Annotated in this window: 21 protein-coding genes and 2 pseudogenes; 10 read left to right on the top strand and 13 right to left on the bottom strand. The window is 62.8% G+C overall.

The window, feature by feature from the left end; genetic code table 11:
* Nucleotides 1-23: 23 nt before the first annotated feature.
* On the bottom strand, nt 24-1,436 hold the full coding sequence (locus ACVZUB_RS14405; protein WP_003944982.1) for a replication-associated recombination protein A: 1,413 nt from the start codon (nt 1,434-1,436) through the stop codon (nt 24-26).
* Nucleotides 1,437-1,559: 123 nt separating this feature from the next.
* Between ACVZUB_RS14405 and ACVZUB_RS14400 the strand changes: the two genes are divergently transcribed.
* Nucleotides 1,560-1,940: a nuclear transport factor 2 family protein gene (locus ACVZUB_RS14400; protein WP_003944973.1), complete on the top strand. Its 381-nt coding sequence runs from the start codon at nt 1,560-1,562 to the stop codon at nt 1,938-1,940.
* A gap of 71 nt (nt 1,941-2,011) precedes the next feature.
* On the opposite strand, the gene ACVZUB_RS14395 is transcribed toward ACVZUB_RS14400, so the two are convergent.
* The 3 genes from ACVZUB_RS14395 to aspS form a co-directional block, all read right to left on the bottom strand.
* Nucleotides 2,012-3,193: a kinase gene (locus tag ACVZUB_RS14395; protein ID WP_482628510.1), complete on the bottom strand. Its 1,182-nt coding sequence runs from the start codon at nt 3,191-3,193 to the stop codon at nt 2,012-2,014.
* A 191-nt stretch (nt 3,194-3,384) separates the two neighbouring features.
* Nucleotides 3,385-4,350 carry a DUF389 domain-containing protein gene (locus ACVZUB_RS14390; protein WP_042448764.1) on the bottom strand — a complete coding sequence of 322 codons (966 nt, stop codon included), beginning with the start codon at nt 4,348-4,350 and terminating at the stop codon, nt 3,385-3,387.
* An 18-nt stretch (nt 4,351-4,368) separates the two neighbouring features.
* Nucleotides 4,369-6,177 (bottom strand): aspartate--tRNA ligase, encoded by a 1,809-nt coding sequence (aspS, locus tag ACVZUB_RS14385; protein ID WP_050656336.1) that lies wholly within the window; start codon nt 6,175-6,177, stop codon nt 4,369-4,371.
* Nucleotides 6,178-6,340: 163 nt separating this feature from the next.
* On the opposite strand from aspS, the gene ypfJ reads away from it, so the two are divergent.
* The 3 genes from ypfJ (at nt 6,341) to ACVZUB_RS14370 (ending at nt 8,687) form a co-directional block, all read left to right on the top strand.
* Nucleotides 6,341-7,264: a KPN_02809 family neutral zinc metallopeptidase gene (ypfJ, locus tag ACVZUB_RS14380; RefSeq protein ID WP_482628509.1), complete on the top strand. Its 924-nt coding sequence runs from the start codon at nt 6,341-6,343 to the stop codon at nt 7,262-7,264.
* A 74-nt stretch (nt 7,265-7,338) separates the two neighbouring features.
* Nucleotides 7,339-7,968 carry an ArsR/SmtB family transcription factor gene (locus ACVZUB_RS14375; protein ID WP_007728048.1) on the top strand — a complete coding sequence of 210 codons (630 nt, stop codon included), beginning with the start codon at nt 7,339-7,341 and terminating at the stop codon, nt 7,966-7,968.
* 2 nt (nt 7,969-7,970) lie between these two features.
* Nucleotides 7,971-8,687: an SRPBCC family protein gene (locus ACVZUB_RS14370; protein WP_058226759.1), complete on the top strand. Its 717-nt coding sequence runs from the start codon at nt 7,971-7,973 to the stop codon at nt 8,685-8,687.
* Between the two features lie 4 nt (nt 8,688-8,691).
* Here ACVZUB_RS14370 and ACVZUB_RS14365 read toward each other — a convergent pair whose 3' ends face one another.
* The 4 genes from ACVZUB_RS14365 to ACVZUB_RS14350 form a co-directional block, all read right to left on the bottom strand.
* A complete protein-coding gene (locus ACVZUB_RS14365; RefSeq protein WP_007728051.1) occupies nt 8,692-10,092 on the bottom strand; it encodes a DUF2252 domain-containing protein in 1,401 nt (466 codons plus the stop codon).
* 31 nt (nt 10,093-10,123) lie between these two features.
* Complete coding sequence (locus ACVZUB_RS14360) at nt 10,124-10,543, bottom strand: DUF1622 domain-containing protein (RefSeq protein WP_007728052.1); 420 nt, start codon at nt 10,541-10,543, stop codon at nt 10,124-10,126.
* Nucleotides 10,544-10,594: 51 nt separating this feature from the next.
* Entirely contained in the window at nt 10,595-11,626 is a 1,032-nt protein-coding gene (locus ACVZUB_RS14355; protein WP_257233623.1) for an ABC transporter substrate-binding protein, read from the bottom strand.
* Nucleotides 11,627-11,727: 101 nt separating this feature from the next.
* Nucleotides 11,728-12,072 carry a zinc ribbon domain-containing protein YjdM gene (locus tag ACVZUB_RS14350; RefSeq protein WP_083057510.1) on the bottom strand — a complete coding sequence of 115 codons (345 nt, stop codon included), beginning with the start codon at nt 12,070-12,072 and terminating at the stop codon, nt 11,728-11,730.
* 104 nt (nt 12,073-12,176) lie between these two features.
* Here ACVZUB_RS14350 and ACVZUB_RS14345 point away from each other — a divergent pair.
* A pseudogene (locus ACVZUB_RS14345) lies at nt 12,177-12,356 on the top strand (TetR family transcriptional regulator); the annotation flags it as partial.
* 72 nt (nt 12,357-12,428) lie between these two features.
* Here the strand turns inward: ACVZUB_RS14345 and ACVZUB_RS14340 are convergent.
* A pseudogene (locus ACVZUB_RS14340) lies at nt 12,429-12,518 on the bottom strand (hypothetical protein); the annotation flags it as partial.
* Nucleotides 12,519-12,859: 341 nt separating this feature from the next.
* Between ACVZUB_RS14340 and ACVZUB_RS14335 the strand changes: the two are divergent.
* The 3 genes from ACVZUB_RS14335 (at nt 12,860) to ACVZUB_RS14325 (ending at nt 15,982) form a co-directional block, all read left to right on the top strand.
* Nucleotides 12,860-14,431 (top strand): MDR family MFS transporter, encoded by a 1,572-nt coding sequence (locus ACVZUB_RS14335; protein ID WP_482628508.1) that lies wholly within the window; start codon nt 12,860-12,862, stop codon nt 14,429-14,431.
* A 17-nt stretch (nt 14,432-14,448) separates the two neighbouring features.
* A complete protein-coding gene (locus tag ACVZUB_RS14330; RefSeq protein ID WP_176742021.1) occupies nt 14,449-15,045 on the top strand; it encodes a CHAP domain-containing protein in 597 nt (198 codons plus the stop codon).
* A gap of 208 nt (nt 15,046-15,253) precedes the next feature.
* Entirely contained in the window at nt 15,254-15,982 is a 729-nt protein-coding gene (locus ACVZUB_RS14325) for an HD domain-containing protein (RefSeq protein WP_217018813.1), read from the top strand.
* On the opposite strand, the gene ACVZUB_RS14320 is transcribed toward ACVZUB_RS14325, so the two are convergent.
* Nucleotides 15,983-16,354 (bottom strand): cupin domain-containing protein, encoded by a 372-nt coding sequence (locus ACVZUB_RS14320; protein WP_054781205.1) that lies wholly within the window; start codon nt 16,352-16,354, stop codon nt 15,983-15,985.
* A gap of 89 nt (nt 16,355-16,443) precedes the next feature.
* Between ACVZUB_RS14320 and ACVZUB_RS14315 the strand changes: the two genes are divergently transcribed.
* Nucleotides 16,444-17,262 (top strand): helix-turn-helix domain-containing protein, encoded by an 819-nt coding sequence (locus tag ACVZUB_RS14315; RefSeq protein WP_482628507.1) that lies wholly within the window; start codon nt 16,444-16,446, stop codon nt 17,260-17,262.
* A 95-nt stretch (nt 17,263-17,357) separates the two neighbouring features.
* Here ACVZUB_RS14315 and ACVZUB_RS14310 read toward each other — a convergent pair whose 3' ends face one another.
* Nucleotides 17,358-17,843, bottom strand: coding sequence for a hypothetical protein (locus tag ACVZUB_RS14310; RefSeq protein ID WP_414203257.1), 486 nt, complete (start codon nt 17,841-17,843; stop codon nt 17,358-17,360).
* Complete coding sequence (locus ACVZUB_RS14305) at nt 17,810-18,865, bottom strand: LacI family DNA-binding transcriptional regulator (RefSeq protein WP_238592723.1); 1,056 nt, start codon at nt 18,863-18,865, stop codon at nt 17,810-17,812. Before ACVZUB_RS14305 ends, ACVZUB_RS14310 begins: the two co-directional genes overlap by 34 nt.
* Nucleotides 18,866-18,935: 70 nt before the next feature.
* Here ACVZUB_RS14305 and ACVZUB_RS14300 point away from each other — a divergent pair, with 70 nt between their 5' ends.
* A complete protein-coding gene (locus tag ACVZUB_RS14300; RefSeq protein ID WP_482628506.1) occupies nt 18,936-20,165 on the top strand; it encodes an MFS transporter in 1,230 nt (409 codons plus the stop codon).
* On the opposite strand, the gene ACVZUB_RS14295 is transcribed toward ACVZUB_RS14300, so the two are convergent.
* Entirely contained in the window at nt 20,126-20,794 is a 669-nt protein-coding gene (locus ACVZUB_RS14295) for a class I SAM-dependent methyltransferase (protein WP_037131821.1), read from the bottom strand. The two genes, ACVZUB_RS14300 and ACVZUB_RS14295, sit on opposite strands and share 40 nt — an antisense overlap.
* Nucleotides 20,795-20,799: the final 5 nt, after the last annotated feature.

Raw genomic sequence — 20,799 nt, 5'->3', positions numbered from 1 at the left:
CGGCCGGTGGAACCTGGCAGGCGTCAGCCACGAACTATTCGGCGAAGTTTGCTCACCCGATCGGCGATCTCCCGCTCGTTGCCGTGCGCGGTGGGCTGGTAATAGTCGACACCCACCAGATCGTCCGGTGGATACTGTTGCCGCAGAACACCATCACGTGTGTCGTGCGGGTACTTGTATCCGACTGCGTTGCCCAATTGCTCGGCGCCCTTGTAGTGCCCGTCACGCAGGTGCGGCGGTACCAGTCCGGATTTTCCGGCGGCCACGTCGGCCATGGCCGCGCCGAGTGCGGCGATGACCGCACCCGATTTGGGAGCCGTCGCCAGATGAATGGTGGCCTGTGCCAGCGCCAGACGAGCCTCCGGCATACCGATCAGCTGCACTGCCTGCGCCGCCGCGGTGGCAGTCTGCAGCGCCATCGGATCAGCCATGCCGATGTCTTCGCTGGCGTGAACCACCAGACGCCGTGCGATGAAGCGAGGGTCTTCGCCCGCGGTCAGCATCCGTGCGAGGTAGTGCAGGGCGGCGTCGACGTCTGATCCACGAATGCTCTTGATGAATGCACTGATGACGTCGTAGTGCTGATCTCCGGCACGGTCGTACCGAACCGCGGCCTTGTCGACACTGGCCTCGACGGTCGCGAGGTCGAGCACCACCGGGCCCGAAGCGTCACCTGCGGTGTCCAGTGCAGCCCCGGCGGCAGCCTCGAGTGCCGTCAGGGCTCGGCGGGCGTCGCCGGCCGCCAGACGAACGAGGTGTTCCATCGCGTCGTCGTCGATCGTGATCGCTCCGCCGAACCCGCGTTCGTCGGCGACAGCGCGCTCGAGCAGTTCCTGGACATCCGCAGCGGTGAGCGATTGCAGTTGCAGGACCAACGAGCGCGACAACAGAGCGGAGACGACCGAGAACGACGGGTTCTCGGTGGTCGCGCCGACCAAGAGCACGATGCGGTTCTCGACCGCGGCGAGCAAGGCGTCCTGCTGGGTCTTGGAGAAGCGATGAACTTCGTCGATGAACAAGACGGTTTGTTCGCCGTTCAGCAGGCGGCGGCGCGCGAGTTCGATGACACCGCGGACTTCTTTGACTCCGGCGGACAGAGCCGACAGAGCCTCGAACCGGCGGCCGGTAGCACCCGAGATCAACGACGCGAGCGTGGTCTTGCCGGTGCCGGGAGGTCCGTACAGAAGTACCGATGCGGCGCCGGACCCCTCGACCATTCTGCGGAGTGGCGCGCCGGGCCCGAGTAAGTGCTGTTGACCGACAACTTCACCAAGAGTGAGCGGACGCATGCGGACAGCCAGAGGAGCACCGGGCGGCACCGAGGACAGGGCGCGCTCGGCTACAGACACGACATCTGGTTCGTCGACGATCGCGGATTCCTCCGGAGTTGCCTCGAACAGGCCGTCTTCCGCCACCACGCCGTCTTTCGCCCCCACACTGTCTTCCGCTTGCCAATCGCTCACGAATCGACGCTACTAGAGACCACCGACGCCCGACACAATCCGCTGTTCCGCCAGCCCTCACCCAGTCGTGAATCCGCATTGGATAGCGTTGTCGCCATGAGCACCTCCGAGATCGCCACCGTCCTCGCGTGGCACGATGCACTCAACTCCCAAGACGTCGACACTCTGCTGCAGTTGTCGAGTGACGACATCGAGGTAGGCGGCCCCAAGGGCGCGAGCCAGGGACTCGCTGCCCTGCGCGAGTGGGCCACCAACGCCGGCATCACGCTCGTCCCCGGAAAGATGTACGTCCACCACGGCGTGGTCGTCGTCGAACAGACCGCAACGTGGGCGGCCGAACCGGACAAGTCCGCGACCCTGGCCTCTGCTTTCCGAGTCGTGGCCGACCAGGTGACGTCGACGTTCCGGCATCCCGATCTGGCGACAGCGCTCGCGGCGACGGACCTGTCCGAGAACGATCTGGTCTCCGACAACTGAGCGGACTCGACCGAGAAAGGGCGCTCGTGCTTCGTGCACGGGCGCCCTTCTGCATATGGTCAGTCAGAAACTCAACTGAACTCGGTGCGCAGAGCCGCCACGACGTCGCGGGCGTGTGCCTCGACGGCGTCGTTGCCGGCGAGCTGAGCCGAGCGTGCGAGCCTGGCCCAGCGTCCGACCAGTGCGTCGGCGCGTGGAATCGAGAGATAATGTTCGCGGACGACGGCGATACGCGAATGATCCTCGGGCAGGTACAGATAGGTACTGAGCCAGACCCAGATGAGTTGGGCCTCGACGATCCGGCGGCCCAATTCGGCCTCGTCGGCCAGGGCGGGCCACATCCCCACTACCTCGGCCCGCCAGGCATCGACCATCGCCGACGCCCGCTCTTCGGTCAGGTCGATGTTGCACAGGCAACCGGGGAAAGACACCAACGCGTAGGTGATGTCGAGGAGGGCATCGCGGTAGCCACCCCACTCGTAGTCGAGGAACTGCACGCCGTCGTCGTTGACGATGATGTTGTCTGGGCACAGGTCCGACGGACTGAAGGCACGGAACCGGCCACCGCTGAACAGTGTCTGCGCATGCTGAACCTGCTCGAGAATGTCCGAACTCACATCGATGCCGAGACTTTCCACCAGCATCGCGGGAACACTGGCCACGGCACGTCCCACCTGATCCGCCACTTCGTCGGAACAATGCGCAACCTCGGCTCGACGCAGAAGCGCGGTGAAGTCGTCCTCACGGCCGACGGTCGCGGCGTGCATGCGTCCCATTGCCTGCGCCATGGCCATCAACGTGTGAGTGACGGTGTCCGGGTCGGAGTCTTCGAGGCGGACGCTGATTGCGGTGGCGTCGCCGAGATCACTCAGGATCAGGAGGCGAGCATCGAGGTCGGACGCCAACAGTTCGGCGCCGGGGCGCGCGTCCTTGGCAAGCGCGTTGGCGAACTGATAAGACACCGCTTCACGAAGGAATGCGGTCTCGACGTCGAAGTCACCTTCGGACGCGGCCGGGAGCGCAATCGCTGTTTTGGTAGCTCCCTGGAAGTTGTCGCGGACCTGCTTGATCACCAAAGTTCGGGGCAGGGAGAACGGGTTCTCGGCGACGCGAACGCGCAGCACGACGGTGCGGCCACTCCCCCCGAGATCTACGGGATCCACCAGGGTTACGGGTGCCCCTGTGCGGCGTGTCAGCAACTGCTCAGCAGCTGCGACGACTTCGGAAACGGGGTCTGCCAGTAATGCGGTCATCACCGACCAACTTACCCGTTAGTGACTCCGATCATGCCCAGCTCGTCCGCTCGCAGCGGAGAATTCAAGGCCTCACAGCATCAGAAATTGCCGACTACCTGCGGTGATGACAAAAGTCCCCAATCGCCACACCGGCACACAGTTCTCTCGAGAATTTTGCTGTCGGTGAGCAGAACTCCGAACCGGCGACGTCATGGAGTTTTGTCCTCGTCGACAAATCGAGAAATGCCTTTCAACGCTGCTTCGAATTCCTCGTCGGCCCGGGTTCTGAGCCAGAGAACAAGCACGCAGGCAGTGACGATCCCAAGCAGGTTGACAGCCAGTTGCAGAGACGACAACCCGGCGATCCGCCATTCTCCGTTTGCTGCCGCAACCACCGCGAAACCGGCGGCAGGAACCGTGGTGACAGAGATGAACACCCCGACCAAGGCAGCGGACTTCGACGAGACGAGTGCCAGCATCCCAGCCGCACCGGCAAGAAGCGCGACGACAAACGAAATGGGCCCGACCTTGTATACGAAATCGACCTCGTGGAGTGACTCGAGACTGACGACGTCCATCCATCCGAAGAACTTCACCACGAACGTTGCGGCAAGCGTCACGCCCATCGCGATGGGGAATCCGACGGCAAGCGCGAGAATCGAACGTCGACGCAACCGTCGATCTCGCCGTACGAGTGCGACTGCCAAAGCAGCCAGCGGACCGAACTCCGGACCGACGACCATGGCGCCGACGATCGTGATCTGAGAGTCGGTGACGACGCCGATCGCGGCCAGCAGACACGCAATGGTCAGGAACGCGACGAACAATCCGTTGAGAGTCGACTCTTCGCGAGTGCGGGACAGCAATTCCTCCCACACGACGGAATCCGCGGGATCACCAGGCACGTCACGCTCGGCTTTGCGCGCCGACGCCGACAACACCGTCTCGACCGGTACGAGCGTCATTCCGCCGTCCTCGGCGACGCCGAGTTCGTTCAGGGCATCGACGACGTCGTTCGCCGCCTCACGGGCGACGTCGGCCTCCACCATGTCGCCGGCAGGATGAACCGCGACGTCGCGCATCACGACGATGTGTGTCGCGCCCCGCTGCGACGCGAGCGCACCGAGAACTTGCTCGGTGCGCTCGGTCGGGCAGATCACCCGCAAATGCAGCATGGCGATCCGGTGTCGGCTCTACTTGGCTTCGCCGGTGTCGCCTTCGGACTTCTTGTCCTCTGACTTCTTCTCGGGCTTCGCGTCGATACCCGATTCCTTGCGCTGCTGAGCCGAGATCGGTGCCGGAGCATCCGTCAGCGGGTCGACGCCGCCGCCGGACTTCGGGAACGCGATGACCTCACGGATGGAATCCATGCCGGCGAGGAGCGCGGTGATGCGGTCCCAGCCGAATGCGATTCCGCCGTGCGGCGGCGCACCGAAGGCGAAGGCGTCGAGGAGGAAGCCGAACTGTTCCTGAGCCTCGTCCTCGGAGATACCCATCACCTTGAACACTCGTTCCTGAATGTCCTTGCGGTGGATACGAATACTGCCGCCGCCGATCTCGTTGCCGTTGCAGACGATGTCGTACGCGTAGGCGAGAGCGGAATCCGGATCGGTGTCGAACGTGTCGAAGAACTCCGGCTTCGGCGACGTGAACGCGTGGTGCACGGCGGTCCACGCGGAGTGGCCGAGAGCGACGTCACCGGATGCAGTGGCGTCGGCGGTCGGCTCGAACATCGGAGCGTCGACGATCCACACGAAGGCCCACGCGTCAGGATCGATGAGGTCCTTCTTGCGGGCGATCTCACCACGGGCAGCGCCGAGGAGGGCGCGCATCGGCTTCGTTGCACCAGCTGCGAAGAAGACGCAGTCTCCCGGCTGAGCTCCGACGTGGGCGGCCAGGCCCTCACGCTCGGCGTCGGTCAGGTTCTTGGCAACAGGTCCACCGAGAGTGCCGTCTTCACCGACCAACACGTACGCCAGACCCTTGGCCCCACGCTGCTTGGCCCATTCCTGCCAGGCGTCGAGTTGCTTGCGCGGCTGGCTTGCACCGCCTGGCATCACGACGGCGCCGACGTACTCCGCCTGGAACACGCGGAACGTCGTGTCCTTGAAGAAGTCCATGCACTCGACGAGTTCGATGTCGAAACGCAGGTCCGGCTTGTCGCTGCCGTAACGACGCATTGCCTCGGTGTAGGTCATGCGGTCGATCGGCGTCTTGATCTCGTGGCCGACGAGCTTCCAGAGCGCCGTCAGGATTTCCTCGGCGAGCAGGATGATGTCGTCCTGGTTGACGAAAGCCATCTCGATGTCGAGCTGAGTGAACTCGGGCTGGCGATCGGCGCGGAAATCCTCGTCGCGGTAGCAACGTGCGATCTGGTAGTAGCGCTCGATGCCGCCGACCATGAGGAGCTGCTTGAACAGCTGCGGGCTCTGCGGCAGTGCGTAGAAGCTACCGGGCTGAAGGCGCGACGGCACCAGGAAGTCACGGGCACCCTCGGGCGTCGAGCGCGTGAGCGTCGGAGTCTCGACCTCGACGAACTCGTGATGCGCGAGAACGCCGCGCGCTGCAGCACTTACCTTGGAGCGCAAGCGAATTGCGGAGCCGGGGCCTTCACGACGCAGGTCGAGGTAGCGGTACTTGAGGCGCGCTTCTTCGCCGACCTGATCGTCGAGCTGGAACGGCAGCGGTGCGCTTTCGTTGAGAACCTCGAGTTCTGTGGCGTTGACCTCGATCGCTCCGGTGGGGATCTCGAAGTTCTGGTTGCCCTCGGGGCGAACCTCGACCGTTCCGGTCACGCGAACGCAGTATTCCGCGCGCAGACGGTGCGCCTGCTCGGCCACGTCACCTGCCCGGAAAACTACCTGCGCAACTCCGGATGCATCACGGAGATCGATGAAGATCACTCCGCCGTGATCACGACGCCTGGCTACCCAACCGGTGAGCGTTACGGTCTGCTCTGCCTGCTCGGGTCGCAATGAACCGGCGAGATGTGTGCGCAGCACGGGATTCCTTTCGAACTACTTCCAATAACCGACGACCGACTACTTTGCCTGCGATCCTACGGAGCGAACTGCACAGAGCGGAAACGCGGACCCGCATCGCATGCGAAGCTATCTCCAGAAGTGACGGCAAGCACTTGTTCACGACAGCAGAAAGCGGACATAGATGACCTTCAACGAGGGGGCCCGCGGCGAAGCGGGACGCGTTCAGGTTCAAGGCGGCGGGGGTGGCGGTGGCCGCGGCGGCAAAATCGCGATCGGCGGTGGCGCGGGCGGCATTATCGTTCTGATCCTGGCGCTGTTGTTCGGCGGTGACCCCGGCTCACTCCTGGGTACGTCTACCGAGACTTCGAGTTCGTCGACCGGACTGTCGTCGGTCGACGAGTGCACCGGCACTCAGGCAAACGCCGATGTGAACTGCCGCGTCACACTGACCGTCGGAAGCCTCGACGACGTTTGGGAACAGCAGTTGGTCAAGCAGACCGGCACGGCGTACGTGCGACCCGAAGTCATTCTGTTCAGCGGTTCGGTCAACACCGGTTGCGGCCAGGCGTCTAGTGACGTCGGTCCGTTCTACTGCCCGGCCGACCAGACTGCGTACTTCGACACGAGTTTCTTCCAACTACTCGTCGACCGTTTCGGTTCCAGCGCCGGACCGCTCGCACAGGAGTACGTGGTCGCGCACGAGTTCGGACATCACATCCAGAATCAGCTCGGCGACATCGGCCGCGCGCAGGCCGACCCGCAGGGTGAGCAGTCGGGTGCGGTTCGCACCGAACTCCAGGCCGATTGCTACGCAGGCGTCTGGGCACATTTTGCGGACACGATTCCCGATCAGGCGACCGGTCAACCGTTCCTGAAGCCCTTGTCAAAAGACGACATTCGCGACGCGTTGTCCGCCGCCTCGTCGGTGGGCGACGACCGTATCCAAAAGTCCACGACCGGTCGGGTCAACCCTGAAGGTTGGACACACGGCTCCTCCGCACAGCGTCAGGCGTGGTTCATGACCGGATACCAGACCGGCCAGATTTCGTCGTGTGACACGTACTCGGCGCGGGATCTGAACAACCCGCCCGACCTCAAGCGATAGCGAATCTCCGAAACCATCCCACCGACAATTTTTTCTGTCTTGACAGATTTAGTTGTCGGTGGGATGGTTTTCTCATGTTGGACGTAGCAGTCATCGATCGCCCCGGAGCTGCCGAGGCGTCGCTCGATCCGATTCGGCAACGGATTCTGGCCGAATTGGCGGTGCCGGGATCGGCATCCTCGCTGGCGCCCCGGATCGGGCTGACACGCCAGAAGGTGAACTACCACCTGCGCACTCTCGAAGACCACGGACTTGTCGAGCTCGTCGAGGAACGCAAGCGAGGCAACATGACCGAGCGAATCATGCAGGCCAGTGCCGCGTCGTACGTCATATCCCCTGCCGCCATGTCGGCGCTCGCCCCGGACCCGGGCCGGTTCCCCGATCAACTCTCGGCGCGCTGGCTCGTCAGTCTCGCAGCGCGGATCGTCCGAGAGGTCGGCGAACTGATCGCCGGAGCAACTGCAGCCGGAAAACCGTTGGCGTCCTTTGCCATCGACAGCGACATCACCTTTGCCACGGCGGCCGACCGTGCCGCCTTCGCCGGCGAACTCGGCGAGTCGATCAACTCACTCGTCGCCAAGTATCACGACGGCAATTCCGAAGGCGGACGCAAACACCGCCTCGTTGTCGCCCTGCATCCCAGCCTCACCACACCCCAAACCATCACAACCCAAGCGATCGACGCGCCCGAAACGGAGAAGTAGCAATGTCCGAGAAATTCGAAATCCGCCGCGAGGTGGTCGTCCCAGGAACCCCCGAGCAGATCTGGGCCGCCATCTCGGCCGAAACGGCCGGATGGATGTTCCCCTCCCCTCTCGAGATCCCGGCCGACGGCAGCCGCCCGGACAGCCCGATCATCGCGACCTGGGAGCCGCCCCGCGAACTCGCCATCCACATGCAAGGCCCCGACGGCTGGTTCAACAACCTCGAATACGTCGTCGAGGCCCGCGACGAGAGCACCGCCGTTGTCCGCTACGTCCACGCCGGAGTGTTTGCCGAGGACTGGGACAACCAGTACGACGGCGCGAGCAAGCACACGGACTTCTACCTGCACAGTCTCGGCCAGTACGTGCGGTACTTCGCCGGCAGGCCCACCACCTATGTCTCGGCTGAAGGCCCGGAATCCTCTTCCGCGCCGCAAGCGATGGGAACGCTTCGCAGCGCCCTCGGAATCACCTCGGGCGCCGCTGTCGGTGACTCCGCGTCGGTGGAAGTCCCCGGAATCGGAACCGTCGACGCGATTGTCGACTACATCAACGACTGGTTCATCGGCTTGCGCACCCAGGACGCATTGCTGCGGTTCTACGGCCGAAATGCTTTCGGCGGCACCGTCGACGCGGCCCATCACCTCTTCGCAGAGGGTGCTGACGGTGGATCAGCAACGGCAGCGTGGCAGGGCTGGCTCGACGGCGCGTTCGCCTGAGTCGTCACACTCCCCGCTCTGCTGACACGCGACCGTCGTCGATCGCGGTCAGCAGAGCGGCGTGATCGCGAGCATTGCGCTTGGCGTAGGCAGCCGCGAACTCCCCGATCGCGAAATCGAATTCGGTTCCGTCACCGAGATATTCGGCGATCGCTATCCGATCGGACGAGCGAGCGTGTGCGTAGGCAAGGACCCTGGCGCACAGGCGCCCGTAGAGTTCCAGCCCCTGCGGCACCATCTCTTCGATGACTGCCGACCCTTTACCGTCACGCAGTTGACGAATGTAGAAATCGTGCTCACCCTCGTCGAGCCCCGGCCCTCGTTCCCAGCCGAGAAAGATGTCGCTTGTCGCTTGCATCAAGCGTTGCCCGTTGACGACGCGTTCCCCTTCGTTCTTGAAGGTCGGACCATCGACGTAGCCGGACAATACCGAGGGTTGCGCTTCCTTGACCTGCAGGATCAACGGATCGTCGTCGTCGACGCCTTTCATGAGGATCATCCATGCGCGTGTTCCGACGCTCCCGACACCGACAACCTTCCGCGCAATGTGCGTCATCTCGAAGCTTTCGAGCAACACCCGACGGTCCCACTGCAGCGTGCTCCGATACGACCGAACGCGCTGACGTAGCAACTCCTCGATCTGCGTGAGATCGGTCCCTGCGAACAACTCGTTTGCGGGCACGATCAGCGGCGGATCACTGATGAATTGCCGCCGGCCGTCGACGATTTCGGTGAACTTGCCTGCCGCCTGCACACTGTCGCGGCGACGAGCCTTGTCCAGCGTCGCTTGTGTGCGAGCAAGCATGCGCTTCTTCAGGTCGATCTGGAGAGCCTCGAGCCCGTCCTCGGGTGCGATGTGCGAGTACCAGACTGCAAGATTTCCCAATCCTGCCTGGGTGATCATGGTTTCCCGATACTCGGCCGCGCATCCGCGAACGATCTTCTTTCGCTCCTTGCCCGAAAATCCGTTGTCCTTTGCGGCGATCACCAAACTTGCGGCCAGACGCTTGACGTCCCATTCGAACGGTCCCGGGTACGTTTCGTCGAAGTCGTTGATGTCGAACGCGAGCTTTCGCTCGGGCGTCGCATAGATACCGAAGTTGCTCAGGTGCGCGTCGCCGCAGAGTTGGCTGGCAAGACCCGAATCCGGACTGCGTGACAAATCGTCGGCCATCACCAGCGCAGCGCCGCGGAAGAACGAGAACCGCGATGCCGACATCCGCCCGTATCGGATGGGCACCAGGTCCTGTACCCGCGACTTCGCCTGCAATTCGAGCAGTGATATCGGATCACGGTCACTCTCTGCCAGATCCGCGAGCGCGGCCAATGGCGTATCTCTACGCGCCTGGCGCCCGCGCGCCCGCCTTTCGTCGACCGTGAGATGCTCGGTACGCACTGCTGTCATCTGCCCGACCTTTCACTCGCAACGGCTATCGCTACGAACTCGACGCGTCGGGCGTCGTGCGGCCTCCTGATCCGCGCGCTGCGCGTACCAGGAGTTCCGGACTTGACACCAACGCCTTGCGCCACGGAAGTACCCCGTCGATCTCAATCTGAATCGACAGGCTCAGCACGGTCCTAATAAGAACGATCATGCCCAGAACTGCGGCGTCTGTCAGCGACGGCGACGACGTCACCGTCTTCACCAGATCAGCGGCGACAAGGATCTCGAGGCCGAGAAGGATGACCGCGCCCATGGTCTCGCGCAGAGTACGAAACGCCGAACTACCGTCCCGCGTTCGACTCCATGCGCGCCCCGCGATCACGAATGCGAACACGAACCCGAGAACCATGGCGACAACACCGAGTACCTCGAACCATTCGGTGACCAGCTCGAAGAACCTGATTTTGTCCATGGTCATGATTCTCGAGGTAATGCACCGATAAGTCGAGGTGACACGACGGCGTCAGCTGAAGATCCGCTCGATGTCGTCGAGTCGCAGCTCGGTCGCGCGGGGAGAATAGCCCGAGCCCCACAGGCTGTCGTCGACGTAATGGACGTTCCCCGAGCGGACAGCGGGAAGACGCTCCCAGAGCGGGTTCATCGCCAACTGCGCGCGGACGTCCTGCTGGTCCTGGAATGCGCCCACGATGATCACGTCGCTGGTCACCTGATCGAGTTGCTCCGCTGTGAGTGTGCGCGTGAACTCCTCCGATGTAGCTCGATCGCCGGGGAAACCGAGGGCGTCGAGAAGAGCGTCGACCTGGTTGTAGACGACACCGTTCTCGCCGGTGCGGAGGAGGGTCACCGACGGCAACGAACCGAGGGCGGAGAGTCGATCCTTGATTGTGAGGAGGCGCTCTTCCGTTCTCGCGTTCAATTCCGCAGCAGCGTCTTCGCGTCGGACCGCGACGCCCATCGAGGTGACCAACTTCTTCATCTCGGCCCACGTGAGGTACCCGTTGAAGCCGGCGAATACTGGAACACCGGTCGCGGAGAGTTCGTCGTAGGACTTTGCCGCATAAGCATTTCCGGCGGTCAGGAGCATGACGATCAGATCCGGCGACGCGCCGATGATCGCTTCCTTGTTCCACGTCCCCGCCGTGCCGAGGTTCGGGATGTTCGCAGCCTCCGGCATCGTACGCAACACCGCGTCACCGCTCACACCCTCGAGACCGAAGAAGCCGCCGACGATCTTCTCCGGCGGCACACCGAGGTCGAGCACCGTCGCCATGGCGCTGACATGGGCGATGACCATTCGCTGCGGATCCGACGGAATCTCGACACTGCCCGTCTCATCCTGCACTGTGACGAGACCACTTGGCGCCGAGCCGTTTTCGTCGCTGCTGCACGCTGCCAGCAATGTCGCGGCCGCGACACCGAGCCCGGCGCCGAGGAAACCCCTGCGCGTCAGCGCATCGAAGATGCGTCTCCACTGCTCGTCTGTATCGAGTGCGGTGTTATCGAGTGCGGGCACCAGGCAGATCGAGTTCGGCACAGTTCGGTCCATTCGTTCGAGCGGTCGAGAATCACCTCGATTGTGGCTATCGAACCGTCGAAACTGAACAGGATTTCGAGCCGACAACTATCGCTGTCCGGTCACACCTTCTTGACGACGCTCGACTTCAATTGCATCGGTCCGATGCCGTCGACCTTGCAGTCGATGTCGTGGTCACCAACACCCTGAACAAGGCGGATGTTGCGAACTTTCGTACCTGACTTGATGCCGGTCGGACTGCCCTTCACCTTGAGCGTCTTGACGACCGTCACCGTGTCGCCGTCCGCAAGAATGTTGCCTACGGCATCTTTCACCACACCCAGGTCCTCGCCGGCACTATCGGTCAGCGCCCACTCGTGCGCGCAGGACGGGCAGACCATCAACGCGCCCATCTCGTAGGTGTATTCGCCGGCGCATTCAGGGCAAGGGGGCAAGGTGTCTTCCACGCGGTTCATCCTATCCACCAGGCACCCGATCCCCATTTTTGCATTTCATGAGGCATTCTTGGGCGAAATATTGCATTCGATGAAACTTTGCACTCTGTGCAATTATGGATGAAATGGGAACCGAAACTCTCGGATTGCGCGAACGAAAACGAATTGCGACGAGGCAGCTGATCGAGCACACCGCCGTCGAACTCGTTCTCGACCTGGGCTATGACGAAGTGACCGTCGAGAAAATCTGCGAAGCCTGCAATCTGTCGACCCGCACGTTCTTCAACTACTTCCCCACCAAGGACGCAGCGATCGGTGGGCTCATGCTCGTCGTGCCAAGTGAGACGACCATGCTCACGCTCATCGGCGAGCACCCGGACGATCCGCTGCGCGGCGCTCTCGCGGTATTCGAGGCGGCGATGCAAATCGTCGACGAGCGACCTGATCTGCTCGCGCATCGACGCGAATTGTTCGAGCGTCATCCCACGCTGTTGCAACAACATCTGGCCACCTTCCACGATCTTGAAGACACGCTCACCCGGATCCTCACGCGGGAGTTGTCGAACAGAACCGAGTATCGCCGCCTGCACTCGGACACAGCCGCTGCCGACGAAGCCACAGCAACGGTCATCACCGCAGGCGCCGCGATGCGTTACGTCTTCCGAAAATGGCAGAACAGTGAACGGGCAAGCCCCAGAACAGATTTGCTCGATCCGGCACTACTCCTGATGGCTCGAATACTGAGGTCCGAGAGCTGATCCACACTCTCGCACCCGCCGTCACTCAACTAAGGAACTACATGTCCACTCGAGAAGCTGCGACCGTCGAGCCCGACGGCACGCATACCGACACCGAGGCCTCGCCGGACAAACGGTCGATCATCCTCGTTTTTGTCGGGCTGATGATCACGATGCTTCTGGCTTCGCTCGACCAGATGATCTTCAGTACCGCTTTGCCCACCATCGTGGGCGAATTGAACGGCGTCAACCACATGGTCTGGGTGACGACGGCATACATCCTCGCCTCGACCGTCATGATGCCGGTGTACGGAAAACTCGGTGACCTGATCGGCCGCAAGGGCCTCTTCATCGGCGCCATCAGCATTTTCATCGTCGGTTCGGTGATCGGCGGTCTGTCCCACGACATGACCACACTCATCGCTGGTCGAGCCGTGCAGGGACTCGGCGGCGGCGGATTGATCCTGCTGTCCCAGGCGATCATCGCCGACGTCGTCCCCGCCAGGCAACGCGGCCGGTACATGGGTGTGATGGGCGGGGTGTTCGCACTGGCTTCGGTTGCCGGTCCCCTACTCGGCGGCTGGTTCACCGAGGGCATCGGTTGGCGTTGGGCCTTCTGGATCAACATCCCCCTAGGCCTACTCGCCATCGCGAGCGCGATGGCATTTCTGCACCTGCGGAAGCCGAACCTCGGCAAGCCTCGCATCGACTATCTGGGCATGGTTCTCGTCGCGACGGCAGCGACGTGTCTGATCCTGTTCACGACCTGGGGCGGAAACACCTACGCCTGGGGATCGGCCGTCATCATCGGGTTGATCGTCGGCTGCGTCGTGACGGCAGTGGCTTTTGTCTTCGTCGAAAAGCGTGCCGACGAACCGGTGATTCCGATGCACCTGTTCGCTCAGCGCAACTTCGTGTTGACCACCGTCGCCGGCCTGATCATCGGAATCGCCATGTTCGGTGCGCTCGCCTACCTGCCGACCTACATCCAAATGGTGACCGGCAAGAACGCCACCGAAGCTGGATTGATGATGATTCCCATGATGGCGGGCCTGCTCGTCGCCTCCATCGGGTCCGGCCAGCTGGTCAGCAAGACCGGCCGCTACAAGATCTTCCCCATCGTCGGAACATCCATCGTCGCTGTTGCTCTGGTCCTGCTCTCACGTCTGACGCCGTCGACCTCACTGCTGGTCTTCGGTTGCTACATCGCACTCATGGGTATCGGACTCGGCCTCGTCATGCAGATCTTGATCTTGATCGTGCAGAACACCTTCCCCGCGGCCGAAGTGGGAACGGCCACCGCGTCGAACAACTTCTTCCGCCAGATCGGTGCGTCGTTGGGCAGCGCGATCGTGGGCAGCCTGTTCGCCTCGCGTCTGACCAATCTCCTGGCCGAGCGACTCCCGGCGAATGGCGGCGCGGTCGGTGGTGACGAGAACTCCTTGACCCCGGGAATCCTCTGGAAGTTGCCGAGCCAGGTTCGCGAGATCATCGTCGGCGCGTACAACGACGCGCTCGCGCCGATCTTCCTCTACCTCGTCCCCTTGGTCATCGCAGCGGTCGTGTTGTTGCTCTTCGTCAAGGAGAAGCCCCTCGCGACGACGATCGATCGCTCGGCGCCCCCGCTCGAGTAATTGACTATCGTGGCGTGATGTCGCACGCACCGAATACGCCCAGACGCACTCTCGCTGTTCTGGGCGTATTCGGCGTTGTGGTGGTCGTAGTTGTCGCCGGCGCACTGTGGTGGTTCGCGCGCGGCGACGACGCTCTTGCCGGCGAGAATCTCGATTCGTTCCCGGCCGTCGACCACAGCATTCTCAGCGCTCAGCAGAGTGCGCTACTGGGCGTCCTCGAGCAGGAGTGGGAGTCAGGGAGTCCCGGCACCAAATACGCCGAGGGTGTCGAAGAATCGTGGTGTGCCGATTTCGTGAGCTGGTCGATGAACCAGATCGGCACGCCGTTCTCGAACCCCAACTCAGGGTCGTGGCGCATCCCCGGGGTGTACACGCTGCAGGAGTATTACGAGTCCGTCGACGCGTTTGTCCCCTACGGTCAGGACTACCAACCCAAGGTCGGCGACACGATCCTGTACGGCGACTCGAGCCCCTTCGGCCAACACGTCAACGTCGTTCTGGTCAACGACGCCGGCACTCTGACGACCGTCGGCGGCAACGAGAACAACAAGGTCATGCTCCATCGCATCGTCCCGTCGGAAGTCCCGGGGATCGTCGGGTTCGGCGTCATCTGAGCCCGAGCCCCACCGTCGTTGCTTGATGGTTCTTGCGATGTGCAGAGGTGAGGCTACAGATTGGGGGTTGCCGTTGGATGGCACTTGCTTTCAACCAATATTCGGATAATTCCGTGTTTCCGTCATTGACAGATATTGGACATCTGTGAAGAAGTTTCCCTGCCAACTAGATTCGTATCCAGCTGTCCCCACCCAGAACAGGAATTCGATGCGCCCTGGTGAGCTCACCACTCTCGAGCAGATACAACTCATGGCCCGCGCGGCTGCTGCGCAGGCCATGAGTGCTCCGTCGATGCTCCGACTCCGGCTCGGCCGCTACCCCACTCGCACACCCGAGCTGCGCAAACGCCCACTCCCCGACACCAAGCTGTGCAGCGAAGCGCTCGATCACGCCAGAGGAACCCTCTCCCCCGCGGTCTTGAACCACAGCCTGCGCTGCTGGATCTGGGCCGACGCCTTCGCGCAGATCGATGCGATCGAGTACGACCCCGAAGATCTCTTCACTGCGTGCGCCCTTCACGATGTCGGACTGGGCGCAGAAGGATCGGCCGAGCACGGGTGTTTCACCTACATCAGTGCCGCAGACGCAGAAGAACTCGCGACCCGAGTGGGAACTTCGGAGAGGTCGGTACAGCGAATCGGCGAAGCGATCCGTCTGCACATGGATCTGACCGTCGACCGCGGCGAGGGCGCTGACGCCTATCTACTGCATGCCGCAGCGCATTTCGACGTTGCCGGTCGGCGTGCGCCCGAAATTCCGCGAGCAACTGTTGATGCAGCAACCGCGGAGTACCCGCGAACAGGGTTCACCGACGAGTTCACGCAGTCGATGAGGCGCGAGGTCCAGTTCCGTCCGCACTCTCGCGCGGCGACGCTCTGGAGATCGGGCATGGCACTGCCGCTCCGAACCAATTCCCTGGATTGGAAGAGCCGCTAGCTACGTCCAGTCCTCGAGCACCGCGGTTCGTGATCCTCCGACGTTCCCGGTATTCACCACGCCCACGGGTTCGATCAACATCACCTCCGCTTCCTCTTCGGCGATGGGACAATGCTCGACTCCGCGAGGCACAACGAACAATTCACCGGGCCCCAGCGAAACATCTCCGTCGCGCAGTTGGATTCGGATCTGCCCCTTTGTCACCAGAAACATTTCGTCGGTGTCGGTGTGGGAGTGCCAGACGAATTCACCTTTGATCTTGACGATCTTGATCTCGTAGTCATTGAGGCCCGCAATCTTCTTGGGCGACCAGTGCTCGGTGAACTGACCGAACTTCTCGCGGAGCGATACCGCTGTTGCCGAACTGTTCATGTTGTTCCTCCCTCGGGCGCGCCACCACTGCGATGACGACCCCGCCACTCTTCGTCACCCGAGGCAGCTGCGTCTTGTACGTTTCTGACATGGACCCCCGCGGCGCACAGATCACCGCGTGGGCACCGGGCCTCGCGGGAATCACCGAGGTCTTCCATGCCGATTTTGTCGGACACGCCTATCCCAAACACACGCACGATCAGTGGTCCCTGATGCTCGTCGACCGCGGCACGATTGCATACGACCTCGATCATCGCGCTCATGGCGCAGCACCAGAGATCGTGACTCTGTTGCCGCCAGGCATCGCACACGACGGAGTTCCGGTCACCGAGGCCGGATTTCGTCAACGAATCCTCTACCTCGACACGTCAGTTCTCGGTGAGGTCCTCATAGGCCCGGCGGTGGACAGCCCCGAGATTCGAGACCCTCTGCTGCGCCACCGCATTGATCAACTGCACTCTGCACTCGGCCCACACGGCGAATCACTCGAAGCCGAAAGTCGCCTGGGGTTCCTCGCTGAAAGATTGAACGAGATCCTCACACCGGCCACAGGTCGATCCCGTCACACGCCGACCGTTGACGAACGCGTTGCCGATCAACTTCGGGACCTGCTCGATGCGCGACTCACAACGGGAATCACGATGCGGGAAGCGTCGAACATCCTGCAGCGGAACCCCACGTATCTGATCAAGAACTTCGCGAAGCATTTCGGGCTTCCGCCTCACAAGTACGTAACGGGACGTCGAATCGATCTGGCGCGACGCGCAATCCTCGCCGGGCGCGAATTGGCGGACGTGGCCGTCGACGTCGGATTCCACGATCAATCCCACCTGTCGCGGCACTTCGTCAAGCATGTCGGGGCGCCGCCCGGTAAATACGCACTGCACGTGGTCGGCAGAGCGCGCTAGTCGAAGCACCTGGCACCGGTTTCGTCGAGCAGACACTGGTTCCGGTCAGCTGGAGTCTGTGTCCACTGAATGAAAACGGTGTCAGGTCCCAACGATCAAGCAGCCGTCTCGAGGTCGACCAGGAGGAAGTCCTCGCGCCGCGGCCCGTATTCACGATCGGTCAGCTGATATGAGCGCAACGCGCGAGGTGCACGGGCCAACTCGTAGAAGCGCTCGGAGCCAGGCACGAATTGCCTCGTAGCCCAACCCCAGTTCGGGCCGTGCGGAAACTTCGGGTCGGGCAGCATGTCGGACTCCATCGACATGAGCCGCAGGCGCCGAACTACCCCGGTCGTGGCGGCATCTGCGCCGAAGTCTATCCACGCCTGACGCGCGTTTGGGTCGTCACGAGGAGTTCCGGCAAGTAGGTGCAATGCACCCGCGACTTCGGCAACCGCCCACCGGCGCGGGTTGTCGACATTCCAGGAGAGTCCCCACCGGACGGTCTCCCCCAACTCTGGAGGAACAAACCACCGAAAACGCAGACCGTCGATGACTACCGGCGTGATCATCGCGTCGAAGTTCGCCGACGCACCGACCACTCGACCGGCTCCACCGCATCGTCCAGCCCGAGAACCACGCGAGCTGCATTGCGCCCTTGATCGAACAGGGACTGGCGAACCGTCGTCAGGCCGGCGTCCGATGCGGCTGTTGTGTCGTCCCATCCGACGACTGCGACATCGTCGGGCAGCGCGAGGCCGAGTTCACGGATCGCGTCCAGAACCCCCAGAGCCAGTTCGTCACTCATCGCCAAGATGACATCGGGCCTTCGGCTCTCGGGAACGTCGAGCAGGGACCGAGCCATCCGCGCACCCTCGCTCCGCTCGTTGACAGTGACGACCCCTACCCGCACCGAGGGCCAATCGAGGCCCGCGTCGCGGACGGCGCGCTCGTAGCCCTCGAGCCGATGGCGGGACACCGGAAAGAACGCTTCACCTGGATCCACGTCCATCCGAATCTCGGACCGACGCTCACGATCCCACGGAAGGCTGATCACCGCGGGCCGCTGCGCCCCCGACAACCCGACTGCCGCGATCGCGACGGCGCCGGCAACATCGTCCATCCCGACGAGATCCACACCCTCGTGCAACGGACCACCCTGGATGCATGCGGGTTTTCCGGTGCCGACAATCGCGTCGAGGATGGGATCGTCGAAGACGGTGGTCCAGACGACAAAACCGTCTACTGCCGCCTCGCGAACTCTGTCGACGTCTCCCGGTTTCCCCGAGTTCGGCAGCATCATCAGCCCGGCGTTCGCATCAAGGCACGCTTCGGCGACTCCTGAGAGGAATCGCCGAGCTACTGCGTCTTCGAAGGCGTACGTCAGCTTCTCGCTGAAGACGACCGCGATGTTGTTGAATTTCCCGCTCCGCAAGGACTGCGCCGCCCGGTTCGGGCCCGCGTACTCGAGCTCTTCGGCGGCGGCGAACACCTTGGCCCGCGTTGATTCAGACACGCGCTCGGGCTGCGCGAAGGAGTACGACACCGACATCACCGACACGCCTGCGGCCTTGGCGACGTCGGCCATCGTCGGACGACTCGAACGCTGCGCACGTATGGCCATGAGCATCAGCATAGCGAGTGAAAAATATCCATTGCGCAGGCGTGTATCGATACATGTATCGTTACACAACATGAGTGCTCGACTGCCGAAGGCAACCACGCTACGGCTGATGACACTGGCCGGAGCAGCCTTCGCCTACGTGACGGCCGAAATGCTCCCCGTCGGACTGCTCAGCGAAGTCTCAACGGACCTCGACGTCACCGAAGGGCGTGTCGGCCTACTGCTGACCTTCTACGCATACGGTGTCGCGGTCTTGACGCTTCCGCTGATCGGAGCGGTCAAAACCTGGCCGCGACGACGCGTCGTCGTTCTGACGGTGGCCACCCTCGCGGTGTCGCAACTGGTCGCAGCATTGGCCGTCAACTATCCGATGCTGGTGATCGGACGATTGCTCTGCGCTGCGACGCACGGAGTGTTCTGGGCTGTCGTTGCACCGGTCGCAGCCACTCTGGTTCCGCGCGGACAACAGGGCAAGGCAATCGCGATGGTGTATGCCGGTACGTCTCTCGCATTTGTTCTCGGAGGTCCCCTGTCTTCGGCGATCGGCCAGTCCTGGGGTTGGCGGACCGCGTCGGCGGCAATCGGTGTGGTGGCAGTGGGCATTGCTTTCTCACTGCATCGTGCGTTGCCAGAAATGCCGGTCGATCAACACCATCGGAGTAAGCCAGACAAACCGAAGCCGACACCGGCGATGAAACGGGCACTCGCCGTCATCTGCGCGGCAACGCTGTTTGCCGCCCTGGGGCAATTCGCTTCGTACACGTTCTTCACACTTCTGGTGGAGGAAAGCCTCGGCTCGTCCGGTGGCATCCGTACCGCGATGCTTCTGGTCTACGGCGCCGCCGGCGCCGTCGGAGTGTGGGTCGCCGGCAAGTACTACGACCGCCGACCGCGTCTCTTCACGCTCATCTCGATCGCGACAGTGGCAGGCGCGCTGGCCATGTTCTGGCTCTTGGCGCCGTCGATGGGAGCGTTCGCAGTTGTCGCCACGATCTTGTGGGGTGCGGCGTTCACCACCGTTCCGATCTGCCTCCAGTCCTCGGTTCTGCGCGCCGTTCCGATCGGGACCGACCGTGCCTCGGCCATCTACGTCGTCGTGTTCCAGATCGCGATTGCAACGGGCGCTCTGCTCGGTGCGGCCGTCGTCGACAGTGACGGGCTCTCACATCTGGCGGGCATCGGGGTCGCTCTGATGATCGCTTCGTTGGCGATAGTCGGGTTCGGCCGACGCGCGTTTCCCCAGGAACCGGAACGGTCTACTCACTCCCCCACCGACGCGCCGGCCGGACTCTCGTCGTAGATCAGGGTGTATCGCCAGAACAGTCGTCTCCTGATCCGGCTACCTGGCAGACACAACGCGGCCGCGCGCCGGACGTCAGCCATCGACTCCCCCGGTTCCGCGGTGGGAGCTGTCATCGCCTTCAGTGGCTCGGAGGCAACCCGTCGATGCTTGACGACGCCGACGACGGGATTGCACACGGTCGCCAACACCGACAGGAGTGCGTCGGTGGCTGTGGTCGATCGATAACACCCGACCACGACGAGCCGCCCGCCCGGTTCGAGCAGGCTACTCAGCTGCTTCATCGATTCTTCGAGTGGCAGATGATGCAACGCTGCGACGACTGTGATCGCGTCGTACTTCGCCTCGGATGCAAAGTCCTCGATCCGCTGCGCGTCGATGATCACGTTCTCGTCGTCGACAAACCTTGCGCGCACGGCGGCCGAGGTTGTCAGGTCGGGTTCCACACCGACCACCACGTCGAACCGCCGACGCAAGAGGTCGATCAGATTGCCGGTCCCGCTCCCCACGTCGAGAGCGCGACCGGACCTGACCCCGCGCAGATTACGTAGAACCCACCGGCCGTAGTGATCGTTGTGACTCCACGGATGGCGTCGATTGAAACCGTCCAAGCGAGCAATCACACCCATACCCG

Source organism: Rhodococcus sp. OS5, assembly GCF_056837585.1.
The sequence above is the reverse complement of the archived record's forward strand: the minus strand, read 5'-3'. Positions and strand labels throughout refer to the sequence as shown.